Genomic DNA, 21,641 nt, shown 5'->3' with positions numbered 1-21,641 from the left:
TCGGACGATGGAATAAACCTGCGCGAGGCGCGTCTTGCTGATTCTTCCTACTTGCGGCCGATGGCCCTGGAGCCCTTCATGGTAGATCGCTCACCCCCCAACGCAGCGCCGCCCGGCAAGCCACAACGTCCGCCACTGAGCGCCGCGAGCCTGATCGCGCGGCTGAGTGGCATTGCCGTGGTCGTGGCGGCGGTGGCCGGGGCTTTTGCCTACGTTCACGGTAACCTTGACCCACAACGCCTGACGCCAAAAGCCTTGGTTGATGTGTTGGAAAAGAACAACGGCGTGCACGCCGGATTTCGTCGCAACCACGCCAAAGGCGTTTGTGTGATCGGTCATTTCGAGAGCAGTGGCGAGGCGCGGGCGTTCTCCGTCGCGCAAGTATTCAACGAACCGCAGACTCCGGTGGTCGGGCGGTTTGCCCTTCCGGCGGGTAATCCGTATGCGCCCGACAGCAGTGTGCCGATCCGCAGCCTGGCGCTGCGTTTCACCCAGGCCAACGGTCAGCAATGGCGCACCGGGATGAACAGCATGCCGGTGTTCCCGGTCGGTACCCCCGAGGCGTTTTATCAGTTGCAGCAGGCGCAGTCGCCGGATCCGGCCACGGGCAAACCTGATCCAAGCAAAGTGCCAGCGTTCTTTGCAGCGCACCCCGAAACCGCAGCGTTTCTCGGCTGGGTGAAAACGGCAAAGCCTTCGGCCAGTTACGCCACCGAAACCTATAACAGCATCAATGCGTTCTATTTGGTCGATGGCAGCGGCAAGAAGCAGGCAGTGCGTTGGAGCATGACGCCATTGGCGCAGGATGCCGCCGGTGCCACGGCACCTGAGGGCGGCGATTTTCTTGAACAGGACCTGGTACGTCGCTTGGCCGCTGCGCCACTGCGCTTTCAGTTGAACATCACCGTGGCCAACCCCGACGATCCGGTCAACGATGCGAGTAAAATCTGGCCTGCCGGGCGTAAAACCTTGAATGCCGGCACGTTGGTGCTGGAGAAAACCCAACCGCAGCTGAGCGGTGAGTGCCGCGACATCAACTACGATCCGCTGGTCCTGCCTGCGGGCATTCAGGGCAGCGACGATCCCTTGCTCGCCGCGCGTTCTGCCGGTTACGCCAATTCCTATCTGCGTCGCACCAGCGAAGTCAGCCAATTGCCCGCTGCCAAACAGGAGGCTCGTCCATGAGCGCTCAACCGACTCATTTCGCGCTGCTGGCGCGCCTGCTGCATTGGCTGATGGCATTGATGATCATCGCCATGTTGTTCATCGGTGCTGGCATGGTGACCTCGGTATCATCCCGGCATGAGTGGCTGATTCATCTGCACAAACCGTTGGGTATCGCCATTCTCGCGCTGGTGATCGTGCGTTTGCTGGTGCGTCTGACCACGCGCCAGCCGCCGTTGCCGGCCGATCTGCCGGGCTGGCAAGTCATGGCCGCCAGGGCGTCGCATGTGTTGCTGTATGCGTTGATGCTGGTCTTGCCGCTGCTTGGCTGGGCGATGATCAGTGCCTCGGGTGAGCCGGTGATGCTCGCCAGCGCGCTGCAATTGCCGTCGATCGTTCCTGCCGATGCGCAGTTGTTTGCGCTGCTGCGCAAGGCTCATGGCTATCTGGCGTATCTGCTGTTCCTGACGGTGCTGATGCATCTGGCAGCCGCGCTGTTTCATGGCTGGGTCCGCCGCGATGAAGTGCTCGACAGCATGCTGCGCGGTCGCGATCGCGTTTAACCTGCCGCAGTGGCGCAGCGTTGCGGTGCGCCACTTTTCAAGGTCAGCCACCAGTAAATCAGCGCGAGGCCGTTGATGCCGGCGCCGAGCGCGCAAACGCCGATCCAGCCGGCCCAGGCATACATGGCTGTTGAGACGATCGAGCCCAGCGCGCTGCCGATCGAATAAAACAACATGTAACCGGCAGTCAGACGGCTTTGCGCTTCGGGGCGCACGCTGTAAATCATGCTTTGGCTGGCGACATGGACGGTTTGCAGGCCCAGGTCCAGGGTGATCACGCCCAGCAGTAGCGCCCACAGCGAGGACTGGGTGAGGGCGAGCGGTAGCCAGGATGCGAGCATCAGCAATAACGACAGTCCGCTGACCCATTGACCGAAACCTCGGTCGGCCCAATGTCCGGCACGCGCGGCGGCCAATGCACCGGCGGCGCCGGCCAGTCCGAACAGACCGATTTGGCTGTGGGAAAGCGACAGCGGCGGGGCGGCGAGCGGCAATACCAGCGGCGTCCACAGCACCATCGCGCTGGCGAACGTCAGTAGAGCAAGGATGGCCCGATGGCGCAGCAGCGGCTCTTCCTTGAACAGGGTGAACACCGAGGCGATCAGCGTTGCGTAGGTGGTTTTGGCCCGTGGCTGCTCCTTGCACGGCAACACTTGAAAAAGCAGCAGCGCCATCAACAACGTCAGTCCTGCCGAGAGCAGATAAATTGATCGCCATCCTGCCAGATCAGCCATTCCCCCGGCGGCGGTGCGCGCGAGCAATATTCCGACGACGATTCCGCTTGTGACCACGCCGACCACGCGCCCGCGTTGCGCCGGATCCGCCAATGTCGCGGCATAGGCCACCAGCACTTGGGTGACGACGGCGAGCAAACCGGTGAACGTCATGCCCAGCAGCAACCAAAAGCTGTCGGACGCGAACGCGATCAACAGCAGGGCTGCGGCAGACAATAGCGTTTGCGTGACGATCAACCGCCGTCGGTTGAGCAGATCGCCCAGCGGCACCAGCAGAACCAGACCGATGCCGTAACCGACCTGCGTCAATGTCATGACGATGCCGATGCTCGCCGCTGACATGGCAAACGCGGCAGCCATGGCGTCCAGCAGTGGCTGTGCGTAATACACGTTGCCCACGGCCAGCCCGCACGCGACAGCAAACAACAGCACTACGCCGCCGTTTAGCGATGAATCTTTCATACCCGAGCTCCTTTTTGGGTTGCAAATGAAAACCAGATCAAGGTAAGGATTGTGGTTTCTATTTGCAACCTGTTCGCTCGAAGCGAGGAATTACGCCCACAAAAAATCGCAGACAAGCTGCGATTTTTGGCCGTGCGGTGGCAGAGATCAGCGCAGGGAATCGACCATGTCGGCGATCGTGGTCAGCACGTCCTTGCCCAACTGCTTCGAGCGTTTGCCCGACCATCCGGTTTGCGGATTCGGCGCGTCGTCGTGATCCTTGAACGGCATCTCCAGCGTCAGCGACAGGCAGTCGTATTTCTGGCCCACGCTGTTGCAGGCCAGCGTCATGTTGGCTTGGCCCGGTTCATCGCGGGTGTAGCCATACTGCGTCTGGAAATCTTTGGTGGTGTGTTTCAGGTGTGTGCGGAAATGCTCTTCGAGCTTTTCCAGACGTGGCGTATAGCCTGGGTTGCCTTCGCAACCGGCGGTGAAGACGTGAGGAATTTCTTCGTCGCCGTGTACGTCGAGGAACATATCCACGCCATACTTTTCCATTTGCTGTTGTACGAAAAATACCTCCGGACTGACTTCCTGACTGGCGTTCTGCCAAGCGCGGTTCAAATCCTGGCCCATCGCATTGGTCCGCAAGTGACCGTGGAAGGCGCCGTCCGGGTTCATGTTCGGAACCAGGTACAGATCGGCGCTGGCCAGGAGTTTGTTCAACAGCGGATCGTCATGCCTTTCGAGTCGCTCGATAACGCCTTCCATGAACCATTCAGCCATGTGCTCGCCCGGGTGTTGTTGGGCGATGATCCAGATCTTGCGTTGGCCCTCAGCGCCGGTACCTTTGCGCAGCAGTTGAATGTCGCGGCCCTCGACGCTTTTGCCAGTCGCGAGCAATTCGGTGCCAGCCTTGCTCAATGCCTGCTCGATCAGCCAGTCATGACGGCCACGGCTGTAGGGTTCGAAGTAAGCGAACCAGGCATGGGTCTGCTCGGCTTCGAGGCAGAACCGCAGGCTGTCACCTTCGAAGCTGGTCGGAATGCGGAACCAGTTGACGTGGTCGTAGGAAGCGACCGCCTGATAACCGGTCCAGGCTTTGTTGTAGGAGGACTGGCTGGCGTTGACCAGGCGAAACCAGTGTTCCTGACGAACATGCAGACCGCTGGCTTTGAAGTGGAACCACTGGAAATGCGCGCTGCGGGTGTCCGGGCGGATGGCCAGAACCGGACTGAGCGGATTGCTGATGTCAATGACTTGGATATTGCCGCTGTCGAAATTGGCGCTGATGTCGAACGAAGATTTGGCCACGGTCATAATCGCTTCCTGAATTTGATTTTTATGGCCGTTACTTTACACGCAGGAAGGGCTGAAACCGAGACCAAATGCGGGTTGTGGCGGGGGCGTCCTCCGTGACGCGGATGCAGCTTAGAGATTATGCGATTGATTCTCAAGTGCTGATTGCCATTAGTTTGTGCTGATCTGGCGGGGCTCCGCTTGCCAATGGATATTCTTTTGATATTATCCGCGCCATCGAATTTGCAGCACCCAAAGACTTCATTAGCCTGAAGACACAAGCCCGAAAAACGGGCAAAAAAAGACCCGGCAAAAAGCCGGGTCAAAAACCGTGATTAGCCTGATGAGGAGATAGTCCAGAAGACCGACCTAAGGTCTCTGGTCCATCGACTGATCTTGCGACCAGCTGCTTGCAATAATAATCATTATCATTTGCAAGTCAAATGTTTTTATCTGCGCGATGGGAAAATTCTTTCCCATCCGTTCCGACTCCCGTCGCTCAAGCCTCCTCGCCATCGATCGAGTGATCGACCATCGCCCGCGCCATGTCCACCATATGCACCACCGAAAACGCCAGGTCGCGACTCGCGCCTTGCAGGTTTTCTGCCGATTTGAATGCGGTCGCTGCTGCACAGCGCAGCAGATCCGAGGCATGGACCAGGGCTTCTTCGCCACTGAGATGGCGCTTCACGTTGAAAAAACGTTCCTCCGTATCCGGTTCGGACACAGCTGGTTTCAAGTAGTAGTCCAGCGCTCGCTGCGCTGCGGCATGGCCTTGAGGCGAGGTGAAGGTGGTGTCTATCTGCAGATCGGGCAAATCTTTGCTGGTGATATTCATCATGCGGGGTCACTCCTTGTGCGATGCGGAATCCATAATCCTCAGCATAATACGTATCGTAATTGTGACCAGAATTTAAATACTACAATATGTGTTTTGCCGGCCGAAGGCGTCCGAGTAAGGTGCCGCACATGGATAAATGGATTGAGTTGGTCAAGGCCAAGATGAGTGAACTCAAAATCACTCAAACAGAGCTCGGAGAGCGCGTCGGCATGTCCCAGGGTGGGATCGGTCATTGGCTGAACAAACGTCGCGAACCCGGTATCACGGAGATGAACCGCGTGCTGGAGGCACTCGGGATGGATTTCCTCGAAGTGGTGCTGGTGATCCGCGAACCGCCGTTGGTTGCGGAAGACGAAATGCCGCTGGCGCAGAAGTACAACCCGTACTTCCGGTACCCGGTGTGTGACTGGCGAACGCCCTGCGAGGTGCGCGAGAGTGGGCAGCCTGCCTATGCCTCGCCGTCGGACAAACAACGTTACGAGCTGACGGATTATCACGCTCAGGGCGCGGCGTTCTGGTTGACGGTGGTGGGTGATTCGATGACGGCGCCCACTGGCCAGAGCGTTGGCGAAGGCATGCTCATCCTTGTCGACCCCGCGGCCGAAGCGGTGCCGGGCAAACTGGTGATTGCCCAGTGGCCCGACAGCGCGGAAGCGGTATTCAGAAAGCTCGACGAGCAGAGCGGCCAACGTTATCTGGTGCCGCTCAACCCGACCTGGCCGAAGATGCTGTTCACCGACGAATGTCGGATCATCGGTGTCGTGGTGCAAGCCATTGCTCGTTTTTAGTCAGATCGATCCTCCTCAGCTGTAGGATCGATCTTCACTTCAAGCCTCTTCCAGTTCCACCAAAGCGCTGCCTTCGCCGACCATTTCACCTTCCCGGCAATACAGCGCTTTGATCACTCCAGCGTGGGGCGCGCGGATGCTGTGCTCCATTTTCATGGCCTCCAGCACCACCAGTTGCGTGCCGGCTTCAACTCTTTGCCCGGCCTCGACCAGCACCCGCACAATACTGCCGTTCATCGGCGCGGTCAGACCGCCCTGATGACTGTGACTGGCTTCGACAGCGCTGATCGGGTCGAACATCTCGACGCGCCGCAGCTCGTCTTCCCATTGCAGATACAACGCATCACCGCGACGTATCGCCCGCAACCTGCGGCGTACCCCTTGTTGATCGATGACCAGTTCATCCTCAGCCCACTGCGCATTGCCGGTAACACTCAGCGTCAGCGCTCGATCCTGTCCCTCGCAGGTCAGGTGCAGCGTGGTTTCCTGCGGCAAACCTGCACGCAACCCATTCCGCCGCGCCCACGGCGAGCCGGGATCATCCTGACGCACGGCGACAGGCATGCTCAGCGCAAAGGCTTGGGCGGCCATCGCCCAGAACTCGTCGCTCAATGCGCCCGGAGCCGGCAGCAATTGGTCCTGATAACGCGGAATAAATCCGGTATCCAGTTGCGCTGCGGCAAACGCCGGATGAGCGATGATTCGCCGCAGAAAATTGATGTTGGTTCGCAAGCCGCCAATCGCGAATTCGTCGAGCATGCTCAGCAGGCGCAACCGTGCCTGTTCGCGATCCTCGCCCCAGGCAATCAGCTTGCCAAGCATCGGGTCATAGAACGGCGAAATCTCGTCTCCCTCTTCGACGCCGCTATCGACCCGACGCCCCGGCCCTTGTGCCGATTCACGGTACAACTGCAAGCGCCCAGTGGCGGGCAGGAAATCATTCGCCGGATCTTCAGCATATAGCCGCACCTCGATCGCATGACCGTTGAGCGGCACTTGCTCTTGGGTCATCGGCAGCGCTTCGCCACGGGCCACGCGGATTTGCCAGGCCACCAGATCCAGCCCGGTAATGGCTTCAGTCACCGGGTGCTCGACTTGCAGTCGCGTGTTCATCTCCATAAAGAAGAATTCACCACGGGCATCAAGCAAAAATTCCACGGTGCCGGCGCCGACATAACCGATGGCCTGCGCCGAGCGCACCGCGGCCTCACCCATCGCCCGGCGAAGTTCAGGGGTCAGGCCGGGCGCGGGCGCTTCTTCGACGACCTTCTGGTGTCGGCGCTGAATCGAGCAATCACGCTCATTGAGATACAGGCAGTGGCCATGCTGATCGGCGAACACCTGAATTTCCACGTGTCGCGGCTTGAGCAGGTACTTCTCCACCAGCATCCGCGAATCGCCGAACGACGACTGCGCTTCACGCTGGGCGGAGGCGAGGGCTTCGGCCAGCTGGCTGACGTCCTCGACCACTTTCATGCCTTTGCCGCCGCCGCCAGCCGTGGCCTTGAGCAGCACCGGGTAGCCGATACGCTCGCAGGCATCACGGAACGTATCGAGATCCTGCGCTTCGCCGTGATAACCGGGCACCAGCGGCACACCGGCGGTTTCCATCAGCGCTTTGGCGGCGGATTTGCTGCCCATCGCGTCGATAGCCGAGGCGGGCGGCCCGAGGAAAATCAGCCCGGCCGCTTCGATCTCGCGGGCAAATCCGGCGTTCTCCGACAAAAAGCCATAACCGGGGTGAATGGCCTGCGCACCGCTGGCCTTGGCCGCCGCGATCAATTTGTCGATTTGCAGATAACTGTCGGCCGCTTTGCTGCCGCCCAGGTCGACGCGGATATCCGCTTCCCGGCTGTGCCGTGCGTCGCGATCGGTGGCGCTGTGTACGGCGACGGTGGTCAGGCCCAGCGCTTTGGCGGTGCGCATCACCCGGCAAGCGATTTCGCCACGGTTGGCCACCAGCAGGGTGGTGAGAACGGGTGCGCTCATCAACGCGGCTCCTTGGTGGTGGATTCGGCTTGCCAGTGGGGCGTGCGTTTTTGCAGGAAGGCGCGCAGACCTTCCTGGCCTTCGGGGCTGACACGGATGCGTGCGATGGCGTTTTCGGTGTAGCGGCGTAATGCCGGGGTGAGCGCACCGTTGCCGACTTCGCGCAGCAGGTCCTTGCTGGCGCGCATGGCGGCAGGACTGTTGAGCAGCAGGTTGTCGGTCCACAACTCGACCTGTTGCTCCAGCTCCGCGCTCGGATAGCTTTCGGCCAACAAGCCTATTTCCCGCGCGCGCTGACCACCAAACCGCTCCGCGGTCAGGGCGTAACGCCGTGCCGCACGCTCGCCAATCGCTTGCACCACGAACGGGCTGATCACCGCCGGGGCCAGTCCGATACGCACTTCCGACAGACAGAACTGCGCGTCATCGGCGCCGATGGCCATGTCGCAACAGCTGATCAACCCGAGCGCGCCGCCGAACGCGGCGCCTTGCACCACGGCCAGCGTGGGAATTTTCAGTTTGGCGAGGTTGTACATCAGCTCCGCCAATTCACGGGCGTCGTCGAGGTTGGTGTGGTAATCGAGTTCGGCAGATTGCTGCATCCAGGCCAGATCGGCACCGGCACTGAAATGCTTGCCGCGTCCGCGTACCAGCAGGAAACGCAGGCTGGCGTCGCTGGCGACCTTGTCGAGGGCGAGGATCAGTTCGCGGATCATCTCGGCATTGAACGCGTTATTCTTTTCCGCGCGATTGAGCCACAGCGTCGCGAAACCCCGTGGGTCGCTTTGCAGTTCGAGGGTATTGAAGTCGCTCATATTCTTCCGTCTCCACGGTTCCTGTGGGAGTGCGCCGGCTCGCGAAAAACGATGGCGCGGTCATTGAGATGAATCGCGCTGAAGCCTTCGCGAGCAGGCTCGCTCCCACAAAAAATCACATCCGGAACACGCCGAAGCGGCTCGGTTCGATTGGCGCGTTCAGCGATGCGGACAGCGCTAGGGCCAGCACATCGCGGGTCTGCGCCGGGTCGATGACACCGTCGTCCCACAGCCGTGCGCTGGAATAGTAGGGGTGACCCTGTTCTTCGTACTGATCGAGAATCGGTTGCTTGATCTCTGCTTCCTGCGCGGCGCTGAACGGCTGTCCGCTGCGTTCGGCCTGTTCGCGCTTGACCTGCACCAGTACGCCGGCGGCCTGTTCGGCGCCCATCACGCCGATGCGCGCGTTCGGCCACATCCACAGAAAACGCGGGTCATAAGCGCGGCCGCACATGCCGTAGTTACCGGCGCCGAAGCTGCCGCCGATGATCACGGTGAATTTCGGCACCTTGGCGCAGGCCACCGCCGTCACCAGTTTTGCGCCATGTTTGGCGATGCCGCCGGCCTCGTATTTCTGCCCGACCATGAAACCGGTGATGTTTTGCAGAAACAGCAACGGAATACCGCGCTGACAGGCCAGTTCAATAAAGTGAGCGCCTTTCTGCGCGGCTTCGGCGAAGAGAATGCCGTTGTTCGCCAGAATCGCGATCGGGTAGCCGTGCAGGTGCGCAAAACCGCACACCAGCGTGGTGCCGAACAAGGCTTTGAATTCATCGAACACCGAACCGTCGACCAGACGCGCAATCACTTCGCGAACATCGAACGGTTGCTTGGCATCGGCGGAAACCACGCCATACAGCTCTTCGCTGTCGTACAGCGGGGCAATCGGCGTGCGCTGCTGCACTTCACCGAGTTTGCGCCAGTTGAGATTCGCAATACTGCGGCGAGCGAGGGCGAGGGCGTGTTCGTCATTCTCGGCGTAATGGTCGGCGACTCCGGAGATCTTGCAGTGCACATCGGCACCGCCCAGATCTTCGGCGCTGACCACTTCACCGGTCGCGGCTTTTACCAGTGGCGGGCCGGCGAGGAAGATCGTCGCCTGATCGCGCACCATGATCGCCTCGTCGGCCATCGCCGGCACATACGCGCCGCCGGCGGTGCATGAGCCCATGACGACGGCGATCTGTGCAATACCCATCGCACTCATGTTGGCCTGATTGAAAAAGATCCGTCCGAAATGTTCGCGATCCGGAAATACCTCGTCCTGACGCGGCAGGTTGGCGCCGCCGGAATCCACCAGATAGATGCATGGCAGGCGGTTCTGCTGAGCGATGGTTTGCGCGCGCAGATGTTTCTTCACGGTCAGCGGATAATAAGAGCCACCTTTCACCGTGGCGTCATTGGCGACGATCATGCATTCGACGCCTTCAACCCGGCCGATCCCGGCAATCACCCCGGCAGCTGGCACGTCTTCGCCATACACCGCGTGGGCGGCGAGTTGGCTGATCTCGAGAAAAGGTGAACCCGGATCGAGCAAGCGGTTGATCCGCTCGCGCGGCAGCAATTTACCGCGCGAGGTGTGCCGTTCCTGGGCCTTGGCGCCACCACCCTGCGCCACTTGGGCGAGCAGAGTATGCAGCGCATCAACCTGTTTGAGCATCGCCGCGCTGTTGGCGGCGAACTCGGCTGAACGCGGATTGAGCTGAGTGTGCAAAATCATGGGGCTTACTCCGTAAGCAGCTTCGAGCTACAAGCTACAAGCGGCAAGCGACAGCTGTTCTCTTGCAGCTTGTAGCTTGTAGCTCGCAGCTGACGAAATTCATTTCGTCTCGTTAAACAGTTCGCGACCGATGAGCATGCGACGAATCTCGCTGGTGCCGGCGCCGATTTCGTACAGCTTGGCGTCGCGCAACAGACGACCGGCCGGGAATTCGTTGATGTAGCCGTTGCCGCCAAGAATCTGGATCGCGTCGAGGGCCATTTGTGTGGCGCGCTCCGCGGTGTAGAGGATCACCCCGGCCGCGTCCTTGCGCGTGGTCTCGCCGCGTTCGCAGGCCTGCGCCACCGCGTAGAGATAAGCGCGGCTGGCGTTGAGCTGGGTGTACATGTCCGCCACTTTGCCCTGGATCAGCTGGAATTCGCCGATGCTCTGGCCGAACTGCTTGCGGTCGTGGATATACGGCACGATCAGGTCCATGCACGACTGCATGATTCCGGTCGGTCCGCCCGACAGCACAACGCGCTCGTAATCGAGGCCACTCATCAACACTTTCACGCCACCGTTAAGCGCGCCGAGGATGTTCTCTTCTGGCACTTCGACGTCATCGAAAAACAGCTCGCAAGTGTTGGAACCGCGCATGCCGAGCTTGTCGAACTTGTTGCTGCGGCTGAAACCTTTCCAGTCGCGCTCGACGATGAATGCGGTGATGCCGTGCGGACCTTTTTCCAGATCGGTTTTGGCGTAGATCACGTAGGTGTTGGCGTCGGGGCCGTTGGTGATCCAGGTTTTGCTGCCGTTGAGCACGAAGCGGTCGCCACGTTTGTCGGCGCGCAGCTTCATCGAGACCACGTCGGAACCGGCATTCGGTTCGCTCATGGCGAGCGCGCCGACGTGCTCGCCGCTGATCAATTTCGGCAGATACTTGGTCTTTTGTTCGTGATTGCCGTTGCGGTTGATCTGGTTGACGCAGAGGTTCGAATGCGCGCCGTAGGACAACGCCACCGAGGCCGAGCCACGACTGATTTCTTCCATGGCGACGACGTGCGCGAGGTAACCCAGCCCGGCGCCGCCGTACTCTTCCGGCACGGTGATGCCGAGCAGGCCCATGTCACCGAACTTTCGCCACATGTCGGCGGGGAACAGGTTGTCGCGGTCGATCTGCGCGGCACGCGGGGCGATCTGATCGGCGACGAAGGACTGAACCTGATCGCGCAGCATGTCGATGGTTTCACCGAGGGCGAAGTTCAGGGATGGATAGCTCATGGGTCACCTTTTGGCTTTTTTATCGGGTGGAGCGCACGATGAATCGGCGTTCAGCTTTACGTTAACGTAAAGCTTCCGGCGTTCGGCTGTCAATCGGCTTTACGTGAACGTCAACTTGAGCGAGAGTAAGGACAGATCAGGATTGAATGCCGAATGAAACCTGTGAGAGCGAGCCTGCTCGCGAAAGCGTCAGTTCAGTGAACATTCATGCTGAATATGCTGGCGTCTTCGCGAGCAGGCTCGCTCCCACAAGGGGATCGAAACCGGGAAACCCACTAATAAAGACAATAGGGGTCGTCATGGATCAACCCAGTGCAAACCCGCAGCGCAGCTACAGCCAAGGGGCTCAGGACAAAGCCTTGCTGGCGATGACCATCGGGCAGAAGTTAGATGAAACTGCCGCGCAATATCCCGACGGTGAAGCGCTTGTCGTCCGTCATCAGCAACTGCGTTACACCTGGAGACAACTGACCGCGGCGGTGGATCTCCATGCCAGAGCGCTGCTCGCGCTGGGTTTGCAGACCGGCGACCGCCTCGGTATCTGGGCGCCGAATTGCGCGCAGTGGTGCATCACCCAGTTCGCCACGGCGAAAATCGGCGTGATCCTGGTCAACATCAATCCGGCGTACCGCAGCTCCGAACTCGAATACGTGCTCAAACAATCCGGCTGCCAGTGGCTGGTGTGCGCTGGCGCGTTCAAGTCCTCCAACTACCACAGCATGTTGCAAGGGTTGGTGCCGGAACTGGCCGAGCAATCCATCGGCCAATTGCGCAGCGAGCGTCTGCCGGATTTGCGCGGCGTTATCAGCCTCGACCCACAACCGCCATCAGGGTTTCTGCCGTGGTCGCAACTGACCGATATGGCCGCCAGCGTTCCCCCGCAACAACTCAGCGAACGGGGCGCAAGCCTGCACTTCGAGCAACCCGTCAACATCCAGTACACCTCCGGCACTACCGGTTTTCCCAAGGGCGCGATCCTCAGTCATTACAACATTCTCAACAACGGTTACATGGTCGGCGAAAGCATCGGGCTGACCCCGGCTGATCGGCTGGTGATCCCGGTGCCGCTCTACCATTGCTTCGGCATGGTCATGGGTAATCTCGGCTGCATCACCCACGGCAGTACGATGATTTACCCCAACGACGCGTTCGATCCCTGGCTGACCCTGCAAACCGTCACCGAAGAAAAAGCCACCGCACTCTACGGTGTGCCGACCATGTTCATCGCCATGCTCGACCAGCCGCAGCGCAGCGCATGCGATCTGTCGAGCCTGCGCACCGGAATCATGGCCGGCGCCACCTGCCCGATTGAAGTGATGCGCCGGGTTATCAGCGAGATGCACATGAGCGAAGTGCAGATTGCCTACGGCATGACCGAAACCAGCCCGGTATCTTTGCAAACCGGCCCGGACGACGAGCTGGAGCTGCGCGTAACGACCGTCGGCCGTACCCAGCCGCAACTGGAAAGCAAAATCATCGATGATGCCGGCAATCTGGTCCCGCGTGGCACCATCGGCGAACTCTGTACGCGCGGTTACAGCGTGATGCTCGGCTACTGGAACAACCCGCAAGCTACCGCCGACGCCATCGATGCGGCGGGCTGGATGCACACCGGCGACCTGGCGAGCATGGACGCGGCGGGCTACGTCAACATCGCCGGGCGCAACAAGGACATGATCATTCGCGGTGGCGAAAACATCTATCCGCGCGAGCTGGAAGAGTTTTTCTTCACCCATCCGGCTGTGGCGGACGTGCAGGTGATCGGCATTCCTTGCTCGCGTTATGGTGAGGAGATTGTTGCCTGGATCAAATTCCACCCCGGCCACAGCGCCACCGAGCAAGAGCTGCAAACCTGGTGCAAGGAGCGCATCGCCCACTTCAAGACGCCGCGGCACTTCAAGTTTGTCGACGCGTTTCCGATGACGGTGACGGGCAAAATTCAGAAGTTTCGGATGCGTGAGATCAGTATTGAGGAGCTGAAAGGAGTGCTTTGAAAACCCAAAAGATCGCAGCCTGCGGCAACTCCTACAGGGATCGGTGTAGGAGCTGCCGCAGGCTGCGATCTTTTAAAACACAAATCCTGGAAAGCACAAAGGGGAGCCGAGGCTCCCCTTTAATTTTGTCGTTGCGTGCTCTTTTTTATTATTGAGGGTCGGTCTGTTGTTGTTTTTGGCAACCGTGGCCCTTTACCGCTGTTTTGGCGACCCCCATCCGGGGTCAAGAGCAAACGTATTTTTTTGAGCGCTGATCTACTTTCTCGCCAAGCGATCCAACCGATTCGGGAGCTACCTGAGGGTAGTTTTATTGTTCTCTGCCCGGTTGCGGGTCACTCCTGAGAGCACCCTGAAAAGCACACCTTCTCCAAAAAAATCTGTTAGCTGCGTCTCTGCCGTGTTGTTTTTGTTATGTCAGAGTCGTTTCGTCTTGTTTTTATTGGTTTGCGGCTTTTTATTCTTGTTATGCGATAGAGAAAGCAGGTGTCGTGCCAACTTTTAAAAACCCTTTAAAATCAACAGTTTATAAATTCAGAGAATTTTCAATCTCGGCAAAGCCAGACAATTTGTTTCCGTGTTACTCGCTTTTGCCCACATTCTGGACCGGGGTAACACCTCACTGCGCACTGCGCGCCTTGGCCACACGCGAACCGCTGGGGCGACCGAGCACCGCGCTGATCCGTTGACCCGCGGCAATCAAGGCGTCCAGGTCGATTCCGCTGTCGATGCCGAGGCCGTTGAGCAGGTACACGACGTCTTCCGTGGCGACGTTACCGCTCGCACCTTTGGCGTATGGGCAGCCGCCGAGTCCCGCGATAGAGCTGTCGAACACTGAAATGCCTTCGAGCAAGCTGGCGTAGATATTGGCCATCGCCTGGCCATACGTATCGTGGAAATGCCCGGCCAGTTTTTCCCGTGGCACGTGAGCCGACACCACCTCGAACAAACGCCGGGTCGCGCCCGCCGTACCGGTGCCGATGGTGTCGCCCAACGACACTTCGTAGCAGCCCATCGCGTACAGCTCGCGGGCGACACTCGCCACTTGCTCCGGCGCGACCGTGCCTTCGTAGGGGCAGCCAAGCACGCACGAGACGTAACCGCGCACGGTTACGCCGTGTTGTTGCGCCGCGTTCATGATCGGCGCAAAGCGCGCCAGACTTTCGCTGATCGAGCAATTGATATTGCGCTGCGAAAAGGCTTCCGAGGCAGCGGCGAACACGGCGACTTCCTTCACCCCAGCGGCGATGGCATCTTCAAACCCCCGCAGGTTGGGCGCCAGCGCGCCGTAGGTCACGCCGGGCTTGCGCTGGATTTGCGCAAACACTTCGGCGGAACCGGCCATTTGCGGCACCCATTTGGGCGAAACGAAACTGCCGACTTCAATATAGCCAAGGCCGGCGGCGCTCAAGGCGTCGACCAGTTGCACCTTGTCGGCAACGCTGATGGGCTGGGCTTCGTTCTGCAGGCCATCGCGCGGGCCGACTTCGATCAGGCGTACTTGGGAGGGGAGGGACATGGGCGGACCTGCTTCGTGGATTCGTGGTGATCCCTGTGGGAGCGGGCTCGCCCGCGATGAGGCCGGAACATCCTGCAATGATGTTGACTGACCCGACGCCATCGCGGGCAAGCCCGCTCCCACAGGGAAAGGTGTAGTGCCTGACTACTGGGCTATTTGCTGACTCTTGAGCGTCTGCTCCAGCGCCTGCACGCAGCGTTCTTCGGCGGTATCAAGCTCGAGCTTCATCTGTTCGATATCCAGCAGCTGTTGCTCGAGTTGCTCGCGGCGCTCGCTGATTTTCGCCAGCATGCTGTTGAGCTGTTTGGTGTTACCGCTGGACGGGTCGTAGAGTTCGATCAGTTCGCGGCACTCGGCCAGCGAAAAGCCGATGCGCTTGCCGCGCAGGATCAGTTTCAGCGTGACTTTGTCGCGCGGGGAATAAATGCGCTCTTGTCCGCGGCGCTCGGGGCTGAGCAAGCCTTGCTCTTCATAGAAACGAATCGCCCGCGTGGTGATGTCCAGCTCGCGGGCGAGATCGGAAATGCTGTAAGTCTGACTGCTCATGAAAGCGCTCGGAATAGGGGCATGGCGCTAAGCTAATCGGTGGTTTACGTTTACGTCAAGAAGGAAAAAAGATCGCAGCCTGCGGCAGCTCCTACAGAGGGAATGCATTCCAAATGCAGGAGCTGCCGCAGGCTGCGATCTTTTGATTCATCCTCAAACCACCTGCTTATCCAGCTTCTTCTCCTGCGCCGTCACCTGCTGGCACAACTCGATCATCTGCTCGCGCATCCAGCGATTCGCCGGATCCTGATCGGTGCTTTCGTGCCAGTACAAATGCGTCTCCACGGGCGGCACGTCGTTCACCGGCAAATTGAACGCCTGCAATTCATGCCGACGGGCGAACCGCTCCGGCACGGTCATGACCATGTCCGTCTGCTGCATCACCTGCGACGCCATCAAATAGTGCTGCGAACGCAGGGCAATCTTGCGCTGAATGCCCATTTTGCCGAGCGCCAGATCGACATAGCCCAAACCGCTGCGGCGGCTGGAGATGTGGATGTGCGTTAGCGACAGGTAGTCATCCAGCGAGAGTTTTTCCTTGCCCGCCATCGGGTGACCCTTGCGCATCGCACAGACGTAGCGATCTTCCATCAGCTTGACGTGACGAACCTGCGGGTCGGTGTTGAGCGGCGCGTCCACGGCGAAATCCAGCCGCCCGGCCGCCAGTTCCTTGGTGGTTTCCCGGCGCTTGGACAGAAAGCTTTCGATGATCACCGTCGGTGCGAGGCGGCGCAGGCGCTGGAACAGCGGCGGCAAAATCACTGCTTCGGTCAGGTCGGTCATGCTGATGCGGTAAGTCTTGGCCGCCTGCGCCGGGTTGAAGATGCGGCTTTCCTGCACCGACACGCGCAGCAGGGATAGGGCGTTACGCACCGGGCCGATGATGTTCTGCGCCATCGGCGTCGGCACCATGCCCTGAGCGGTACGCACAAACAGCGGGTCGTTGAAGGTTTCGCGCAACCGGGCCAGCGCGTTGGACACCGCCGGCTGGGTGATGCCGACAATCTGCCCGGCGCGGGTCAGGTTGGCTTCGGTGTAGATCGCGTCGAAGACGATGAAAAGGTTGAGGTCGACCTTGCTCAGATTCATAACGCGGCTTCTCTTGTTATTAAGTGCAAGTGTTTTTGGGCTGATGATCAGCGGATCATATATCGGTGATGAATGTTTATACACGCCGAGAATAGGCTAGGTAAATTATCAGTGCTGTTCTAGCATCGATTGCATGACTTGAACAACCTCTGCCCAAGAACTGCCTTAACCATCGGGAGCTGCTCATGGATTTCGCTTATTCGCCCAAGGTGCAAGAACTGCGTGAGCGCGTGACCGCGTTCATGGACACTTACGTTTACCCGGCCGAAGCCGTGTTCGAGCGGCAGGTCGCCGAGGGCGATCGCTGGCAGCCGACGGCGATCATGGAAGAGCTCAAGGCCAAGGCCAAGGCCGAAGGCCTGTGGAATCTGTTTCTGCCTGAATCGGAACTCGGTGCCGGCCTGACCAATCTCGAATACGCGCCATTGGCAGAAATCATGGGCCGTTCTTTGCTCGGGCCGGAGCCGTTCAACTGCTCGGCGCCAGACACCGGCAACATGGAAGTGCTGGTGCGCTATGCCAACGAAGAACAGAAACAGCGCTGGCTCGAACCGCTGCTGCGCGGCGAGATCCGTTCGGCGTTCGCCATGACCGAGCCGGACGTGGCGTCTTCCGATGCCACCAACATGGCGGCCCGCGCCGTGCGTGATGGCGATCAGTGGGTGATCAACGGCAAAAAATGGTGGACCTCCGGCGCCTGCGATCCACGCTGCAAGATCCTGATCTTCATGGGCCTGAGCAATCCGGATGCACCGCGCCACGCTCAGCACTCGATGATCCTCGTACCGGTCGACACACCGGGTGTGAAAATCGTCCGTCCGTTGCCGGTATTCGGCTATGACGACGCACCGCACGGTCATGCCGAAGTGCTGTTCGACAACGTGCGCGTGCCGTACGAAAACGTCCTGCTCGGTGAAGGACGCGGCTTCGAAATCGCCCAGGGTCGCCTTGGCCCGGGCCGGATTCACCACTGCATGCGTTCGGTCGGCATGGCTGAGCGTGCGCTGGAACTAATGTGCAAACGTTCGGTGAGCCGTACTGCGTTCGGCAAACCACTGGCGCGTCTGGGCGGTAACGTCGACAAGATTGCCGACTCGCGGATGGAAATCGACATGGCACGTCTGCTGACGCTGAAAGCCGCGTACATGATGGACACTGTCGGTAACAAAGTGGCGAAGAGCGAGATTGCGCAGATCAAGGTTGTTGCACCAAATGTCGCGCTGCGAGTGATCGATCGGGCCATCCAGATGCACGGCGGGGCAGGGGTATCGAACGATTTCCCGCTGGCCTACATGTACGCCATGCAACGCACCTTACGCCTCGCCGATGGCCCGGACGAAGTGCACCGCGCGGCGATCGGCAAGTTCGAGATCGGCAAGTATGTGCCGAAAGAAATGTTGCGTAGCGAGCGCTGATCCTAGACCGAGTTATCGTTCATAGCTGGCAAGCCAGCTCCCACAGGTTTTTTGGGTGTACATGAATTTGGTGTACGACTCGGACACTGTGGGAGCTGGCTTGCCAGCGATGACGTAAGCAGGTTCAACACATCAACATCAGGCTCAATACACCCAAACCTCAACCCGCCGATTTTTGATCCGGCCTTCATCCGCGCTGTTGGTCGCGACCGGCATCAGCGCGCCGAATCCGCGCACTTCGCGCATGACCACACCGTTCTTCACCAGCTCGCGACGCACCGCCATCGCCCGTAGCTTCGACAGCAGGTCGGCTCGCGCCGGGTCATCCTTGAGATCGCCAAACCCCACCAGCGTCACCGCACGCTCGGTCTTGCCATTGCGCTTTATATAGTCGAGCACTCGCGCCAGATCCTGCCGCGCCTTGTTGTCGAGGCTGGCGCTGCCCTCGGCAAAACGGAAATTCACCGTCAGACGCTGGGCATGCCGGCTGAGGGACTGATAACCCTCGGGCATCAGCGCATTCGGCGTTACGCTCATGGCTTGCACGGTCTGACTGACAAAACCGCTGGCCGCAACGATCGCCTGCCCCTCTGGGCTCTGGGCAAACCTTGCCAGCGCTTGCGCCCAAGGGTTGGCCTTGTCGGGCGGCAAATAAAAGAACAACCGCCGCGACAACGGGTAGTCCTCAGTGGCGATCAGGCTGTTGAGTGGCGGCATCGCTTGCGATGCACCATCGGCGATCGCCACGGCTTTGGCCTGCCGCACGTATGGCAAACCGATGAAGCCGATGCCGTGCGGATCGGCGCTGACCGCATCGGACAATTGTTCGCTGGACTCGAAGCGTTTTGCGGCACTGCTCAGATTTTTCCCACGACGATTCAGGACCAATTCCTTGAAAGTGTCGTACGTGCCCGACTGATCATCGCGCGCATAAAGATGTATCGCGCCACCACGGCCTCCGATGTCCTCCCAGCTTTTCACCTCGCCGGCGAAGATTCGCGCCAGTTGCTCGGTGTCCAGTTGCTGCAAGGGATTGTCGGGATGCAGGATGATCGCCAGGCCATCGATGGCGATGACTTGCTCGGCGGCGGCGCTTTTCAGGTCGCCGAGTGCTTGCAGGCTGAGCAACTCGCTGTCCTTTATTTCACGGGAGGACGCAGCCAGATCGGCACTGGCGTTTTTCAGCGCGGCGAAACCTGTGCTGGAACCGTGGGCCGCGACTTCGATCACCACGCGCTGGCCCTGCGCAGTCTGACCGGCGATGCGCTGTTCGTTGGCGGTATCGGGGGTTTCGCGGTGGATGTTCAGCAGGCCTTCTTCGCGCAACAGGCCTTCGGCCAACGCCGGACCAAGTTCGGCGCCGATGGTGTTGGAGCCCTGGATGCGCAGCACCGGGCCGGTTTGCGCAAGGGGCAGGGCAGCGGCGCTGACCGTCAGCCATGCGCTCAATAGAAACACGAACAAAACACGCAGGGTCATGCCGGCACCGAAACAAGCCAAGGGGATTGCCGGGGAGATTAAGACAGGCAGATGACCGAAAGATGACAGATCAAAAGATCGCAGCCTGCGGCAGCTCCTACATTGGAATATGTACCCTGTAGGAGCTGCCGAAGGCTGCGATCTTTTTGCTTTTAGCTCAACTCAAGCCAGATCGGCGCATGGTCCGACGGTTTTTCCATCCCGCGCAGTTCGTAGTCCACGCCCGCATCCTTGACCCGTGGCAGCAAGCCGTGGGATGCCAGGATCACGTCAATCCGCAGCCCGCGCTTCGGCTCATCTTCGAAGCCACGGCTGCGGTAATCGAACCAGCTGAACATGTCGGTCACGTCCGGGTTGAGGTGGCGATAGCTGTCGGTCAGACCCCAGTTTTTCAGGCGCGCCATCCACTCGCGCTCTTCCGGCAGGAAGCTGCATTTACCGGTTTTCAGCCAGCGCTTCATGTTGTCCGGGCCGATGCCGATGTCACAGTCTTCGGGAGAAATGTTCACATCGCCCATCACCACCAGCGGCTGTTCGTTGTGGAACTGGCTTTCCAGCAGCGTTTGCAGATCGCTGTAAAAACGCTGCTTGGCTGGGAATTTGGTCGGATGGTCGCGGCTTTCGCCCTGTGGGAAATAGCCGTTCATGATCGTCACCGGCACGCCATTGGCATCGGCGAACGTGCCCCAGATAAAGCGCCGCTGAGCGTCTTCGTCGTCAGTGCTGAACCCTTTGTGGATGGCAATCGGTTCCCGGCGCGAGAGCAGGGCGACGCCGTAGTGACCTTTCTGACCATGGAAATAAACGTGGTAGCCGAGGGCGCGGATGTCTTCGAGGGGGAACTGGTCGTCGTGAACCTTGGTTTCCTGCAGGCCGATCACGTCCGGCTGGTGCTTATCGATCAGCGCTGCCAGCTGATGCGGACGCGCGCGCAGTCCGTTGATGTTGAAGGAAACAATCTTCATGGTCGGCAGTCCTGGCAAAAGGGCGATGCTAGCTGACATGGGGGAGATGGGCCAGCGTGGGAGAAATCATTTTGGTCTGTGGGATTTGGGTTGTCTGTCCCGGCCCCATCGCTGGCAAGCCAGCTCCCACAGGTTTCTGTGGTGCATATGAATGTTGTGTACAACACAGACACTGTGGGAGCTGGCTTGCCAGCGAAGGGGCCCTCACAGTCGATGAAGATCCAGGGCTGGTCTATACCTGTCAGGGGAACCACACCACCCGCAGAAGGTTCGTACCAACAAGCGCGCCATCCTCCGAGCGCGCCCCGGGGAGAATCACCGTCATGCCTGAAACCCAGACCGCCGTCGCCGATATCCACATGCTTGACCGCGGCTACTCCCGCGAAGCCCGTTCATTGCTGTATCAGGCCTACCGTCACGAGCCAACCTTCGGTTATCTGTTCGAAGCCGAACGCCCCGGCTACGAACAACGCGTGCGCGCCACGGTGCGCGAACTGGTCAAACAGCATTTCCTTCAGGATCTGCCGGCGATCGGCCTGCTGGTCAACGACCGCTTGATCGGGATCGCCCTGATCGCGCCGCCACAACGGCGCCTGGGCGTGACGGAAAGTTGGGCGTGGCGTTTGCGCATGGTGCTCAGCACGGGGTTTCGCTGCACCCGGCGATACCTCGAATATCACGATGCCGTCGCCGCGTGCGTACCCGGTGACCCGGTGCACATGCTGCCGCTGCTCGGGGTACATCCGCAGTTTCAGGGCAAGCACTACGGCGAACAGTTGCTCACTGCGGTGCACAACTGGTGCGCGGTCGACGAAACCTCGCAAGGCGTAGTCCTCGACACCGGCAACCCGCGCTATCTGGAATTCTATAAAAGGCAGGGTTATCAGGAGATCGGCGAGGTTGCCGTCGGGCCGGTGCGCGAACACGTATTTTTCCATGCCAACCCGCAGGTGTTACAAACAGCAACGGGATAATGATCGAACTTCTTCACAAATTACCTGTTCTATCAGGCTCCCAAGC

General features: G+C 59.8%; 18 protein-coding genes. 6 read left to right on the top strand and 12 right to left on the bottom strand.

Features of this window, described 5'->3' with window-relative positions; translation table 11 throughout:
* The first annotated feature begins 78 nt into the window (after nt 1-78).
* The gene (locus EL257_RS17040; RefSeq protein ID WP_126364577.1) at nt 79-1,185 is read left to right on the top strand and encodes a catalase family peroxidase; all 1,107 of its coding nucleotides are present in this window, start codon (nt 79-81) and stop codon (nt 1,183-1,185) included.
* Complete coding sequence (locus EL257_RS17035) at nt 1,182-1,727, top strand: cytochrome b (protein ID WP_126364575.1); 546 nt, start codon at nt 1,182-1,184, stop codon at nt 1,725-1,727. Before EL257_RS17040 ends, EL257_RS17035 begins: the two co-directional genes overlap by 4 nt.
* Here EL257_RS17035 and EL257_RS17030 read toward each other — a convergent pair.
* The 3 genes from EL257_RS17030 to EL257_RS17020 all read right to left on the bottom strand — a co-directional run bounded on the left by EL257_RS17030 (nt 1,724) and on the right by EL257_RS17020 (nt 5,039).
* Nucleotides 1,724-2,923, bottom strand: coding sequence for an MFS transporter (locus EL257_RS17030; RefSeq protein WP_126364573.1), 1,200 nt, complete (start codon nt 2,921-2,923; stop codon nt 1,724-1,726). The genes EL257_RS17035 and EL257_RS17030 overlap by 4 nt on opposite strands.
* A gap of 147 nt (nt 2,924-3,070) precedes the next feature.
* Complete coding sequence (locus EL257_RS17025) at nt 3,071-4,222, bottom strand: M14 family metallopeptidase (protein ID WP_126364571.1); 1,152 nt, start codon at nt 4,220-4,222, stop codon at nt 3,071-3,073.
* Nucleotides 4,223-4,700: 478 nt separating this feature from the next.
* Nucleotides 4,701-5,039, bottom strand: a complete 339-nt coding sequence (locus EL257_RS17020; protein ID WP_126368166.1) for a DUF6124 family protein — start codon at nt 5,037-5,039, stop codon at nt 4,701-4,703.
* Between the two features lie 131 nt (nt 5,040-5,170).
* Between EL257_RS17020 and EL257_RS17015 the strand changes: the two genes are divergently transcribed.
* Nucleotides 5,171-5,830, top strand: coding sequence for a LexA family protein (locus EL257_RS17015; RefSeq protein ID WP_126364569.1), 660 nt, complete (start codon nt 5,171-5,173; stop codon nt 5,828-5,830).
* A 39-nt stretch (nt 5,831-5,869) separates the two neighbouring features.
* Here the strand turns inward: EL257_RS17015 and EL257_RS17010 are convergent, their stop codons facing one another.
* From EL257_RS17010 to EL257_RS16995, 4 genes are all read right to left on the bottom strand, one after another.
* Entirely contained in the window at nt 5,870-7,819 is a 1,950-nt protein-coding gene (locus tag EL257_RS17010) for an acetyl/propionyl/methylcrotonyl-CoA carboxylase subunit alpha (RefSeq protein WP_126364567.1), read from the bottom strand.
* The gene (locus tag EL257_RS17005; protein WP_126364565.1) at nt 7,819-8,634 is read right to left on the bottom strand and encodes a gamma-carboxygeranoyl-CoA hydratase; all 816 of its coding nucleotides are present in this window, start codon (nt 8,632-8,634) and stop codon (nt 7,819-7,821) included. Before EL257_RS17005 ends, EL257_RS17010 begins: the two co-directional genes overlap by 1 nt.
* 115 nt (nt 8,635-8,749) lie before the next feature.
* Nucleotides 8,750-10,354, bottom strand: coding sequence for a carboxyl transferase domain-containing protein (locus EL257_RS17000; RefSeq protein WP_126364563.1), 1,605 nt, complete (start codon nt 10,352-10,354; stop codon nt 8,750-8,752).
* Between the two features lie 99 nt (nt 10,355-10,453).
* Complete coding sequence (locus EL257_RS16995) at nt 10,454-11,617, bottom strand: isovaleryl-CoA dehydrogenase (RefSeq protein WP_126364561.1); 1,164 nt, start codon at nt 11,615-11,617, stop codon at nt 10,454-10,456.
* Between the two features lie 299 nt (nt 11,618-11,916).
* On the opposite strand from EL257_RS16995, the gene EL257_RS16990 reads away from it, so the two are divergent.
* The gene (locus tag EL257_RS16990; RefSeq protein WP_126364559.1) at nt 11,917-13,611 is read left to right on the top strand and encodes an AMP-binding protein; all 1,695 of its coding nucleotides are present in this window, start codon (nt 11,917-11,919) and stop codon (nt 13,609-13,611) included.
* Between the two features lie 616 nt (nt 13,612-14,227).
* Here EL257_RS16990 and EL257_RS16980 read toward each other — a convergent pair.
* The 3 genes from EL257_RS16980 to EL257_RS16970 form a co-directional block, all read right to left on the bottom strand.
* Nucleotides 14,228-15,127 (bottom strand): hydroxymethylglutaryl-CoA lyase, encoded by a 900-nt coding sequence (locus EL257_RS16980; RefSeq protein ID WP_126364555.1) that lies wholly within the window; start codon nt 15,125-15,127, stop codon nt 14,228-14,230.
* A 144-nt stretch (nt 15,128-15,271) separates the two neighbouring features.
* Nucleotides 15,272-15,673, bottom strand: a complete 402-nt coding sequence (locus EL257_RS16975; protein WP_126364553.1) for a MerR family transcriptional regulator — start codon at nt 15,671-15,673, stop codon at nt 15,272-15,274.
* A gap of 153 nt (nt 15,674-15,826) precedes the next feature.
* Nucleotides 15,827-16,762 carry a LysR family transcriptional regulator gene (locus tag EL257_RS16970; protein ID WP_126364551.1) on the bottom strand — a complete coding sequence of 312 codons (936 nt, stop codon included), beginning with the start codon at nt 16,760-16,762 and terminating at the stop codon, nt 15,827-15,829.
* A 185-nt stretch (nt 16,763-16,947) separates the two neighbouring features.
* On the opposite strand from EL257_RS16970, the gene EL257_RS16965 reads away from it, so the two are divergent.
* Entirely contained in the window at nt 16,948-18,177 is a 1,230-nt protein-coding gene (locus EL257_RS16965) for an acyl-CoA dehydrogenase (protein WP_126364549.1), read from the top strand.
* 144 nt (nt 18,178-18,321) lie between these two features.
* Here the strand turns inward: EL257_RS16965 and EL257_RS16960 are convergent, their stop codons facing one another.
* Together EL257_RS16960 and xthA are read right to left on the bottom strand one after the other, a co-directional pair.
* Complete coding sequence (locus EL257_RS16960) at nt 18,322-19,656, bottom strand: substrate-binding domain-containing protein (RefSeq protein WP_126364547.1); 1,335 nt, start codon at nt 19,654-19,656, stop codon at nt 18,322-18,324.
* Between the two features lie 152 nt (nt 19,657-19,808).
* Nucleotides 19,809-20,621, bottom strand: a complete 813-nt coding sequence (gene xthA, locus EL257_RS16955; RefSeq protein WP_126364545.1) for an exodeoxyribonuclease III — start codon at nt 20,619-20,621, stop codon at nt 19,809-19,811.
* A 323-nt stretch (nt 20,622-20,944) separates the two neighbouring features.
* Between xthA and EL257_RS16950 the strand changes: the two genes are divergently transcribed.
* Nucleotides 20,945-21,595 (top strand): GNAT family N-acetyltransferase, encoded by a 651-nt coding sequence (locus EL257_RS16950; RefSeq protein WP_126364543.1) that lies wholly within the window; start codon nt 20,945-20,947, stop codon nt 21,593-21,595.
* Nucleotides 21,596-21,641 lie beyond the last annotated feature (46 nt).

It is taken from the genome of Pseudomonas fluorescens (genome assembly GCF_900636825.1).
GTDB lineage: Bacteria > Pseudomonadota > Gammaproteobacteria > Pseudomonadales > Pseudomonadaceae > Aquipseudomonas > Aquipseudomonas fluorescens_BG.
Note: the sequence above shows the minus strand (reverse complement) of the source record. Positions and strands in the feature narration are given on the sequence as shown.

Excerpts from the sequence above, each read along its gene's own strand:
- EL257_RS17040 (WP_126364577.1), top strand. The coding sequence starts at position 79 with ATGGTAGATCGCTCACCCCCCAACGCAGCGCCGCCCGGCAAGCCACAA.
- EL257_RS17035 (WP_126364575.1), top strand. The coding sequence starts at position 1,182 with ATGAGCGCTCAACCGACTCATTTCGCGCTGCTGGCGCGCCTGCTGCAT.
- EL257_RS17030 (WP_126364573.1), bottom strand. The coding sequence starts at position 2,923 with ATGAAAGATTCATCGCTAAACGGCGGCGTAGTGCTGTTGTTTGCTGTC.
- EL257_RS17025 (WP_126364571.1), bottom strand. The coding sequence starts at position 4,222 with ATGACCGTGGCCAAATCTTCGTTCGACATCAGCGCCAATTTCGACAGC.
- EL257_RS17020 (WP_126368166.1), bottom strand. The coding sequence starts at position 5,039 with ATGAATATCACCAGCAAAGATTTGCCCGATCTGCAGATAGACACCACC.
- EL257_RS17015 (WP_126364569.1), top strand. The coding sequence starts at position 5,171 with ATGGATAAATGGATTGAGTTGGTCAAGGCCAAGATGAGTGAACTCAAA.
- EL257_RS17010 (WP_126364567.1), bottom strand. The coding sequence starts at position 7,819 with ATGAGCGCACCCGTTCTCACCACCCTGCTGGTGGCCAACCGTGGCGAA.
- EL257_RS17005 (WP_126364565.1), bottom strand. The coding sequence starts at position 8,634 with ATGAGCGACTTCAATACCCTCGAACTGCAAAGCGACCCACGGGGTTTC.
- EL257_RS17000 (WP_126364563.1), bottom strand. The coding sequence starts at position 10,354 with ATGATTTTGCACACTCAGCTCAATCCGCGTTCAGCCGAGTTCGCCGCC.
- EL257_RS16995 (WP_126364561.1), bottom strand. The coding sequence starts at position 11,617 with ATGAGCTATCCATCCCTGAACTTCGCCCTCGGTGAAACCATCGACATG.
- EL257_RS16990 (WP_126364559.1), top strand. The coding sequence starts at position 11,917 with ATGGATCAACCCAGTGCAAACCCGCAGCGCAGCTACAGCCAAGGGGCT.
- EL257_RS16980 (WP_126364555.1), bottom strand. The coding sequence starts at position 15,127 with ATGTCCCTCCCCTCCCAAGTACGCCTGATCGAAGTCGGCCCGCGCGAT.
- EL257_RS16975 (WP_126364553.1), bottom strand. The coding sequence starts at position 15,673 with ATGAGCAGTCAGACTTACAGCATTTCCGATCTCGCCCGCGAGCTGGAC.
- EL257_RS16970 (WP_126364551.1), bottom strand. The coding sequence starts at position 16,762 with ATGAATCTGAGCAAGGTCGACCTCAACCTTTTCATCGTCTTCGACGCG.
- EL257_RS16965 (WP_126364549.1), top strand. The coding sequence starts at position 16,948 with ATGGATTTCGCTTATTCGCCCAAGGTGCAAGAACTGCGTGAGCGCGTG.
- EL257_RS16960 (WP_126364547.1), bottom strand. The coding sequence starts at position 19,656 with ATGACCCTGCGTGTTTTGTTCGTGTTTCTATTGAGCGCATGGCTGACG.
- xthA (WP_126364545.1), bottom strand. The coding sequence starts at position 20,621 with ATGAAGATTGTTTCCTTCAACATCAACGGACTGCGCGCGCGTCCGCAT.
- EL257_RS16950 (WP_126364543.1), top strand. The coding sequence starts at position 20,945 with ATGCCTGAAACCCAGACCGCCGTCGCCGATATCCACATGCTTGACCGC.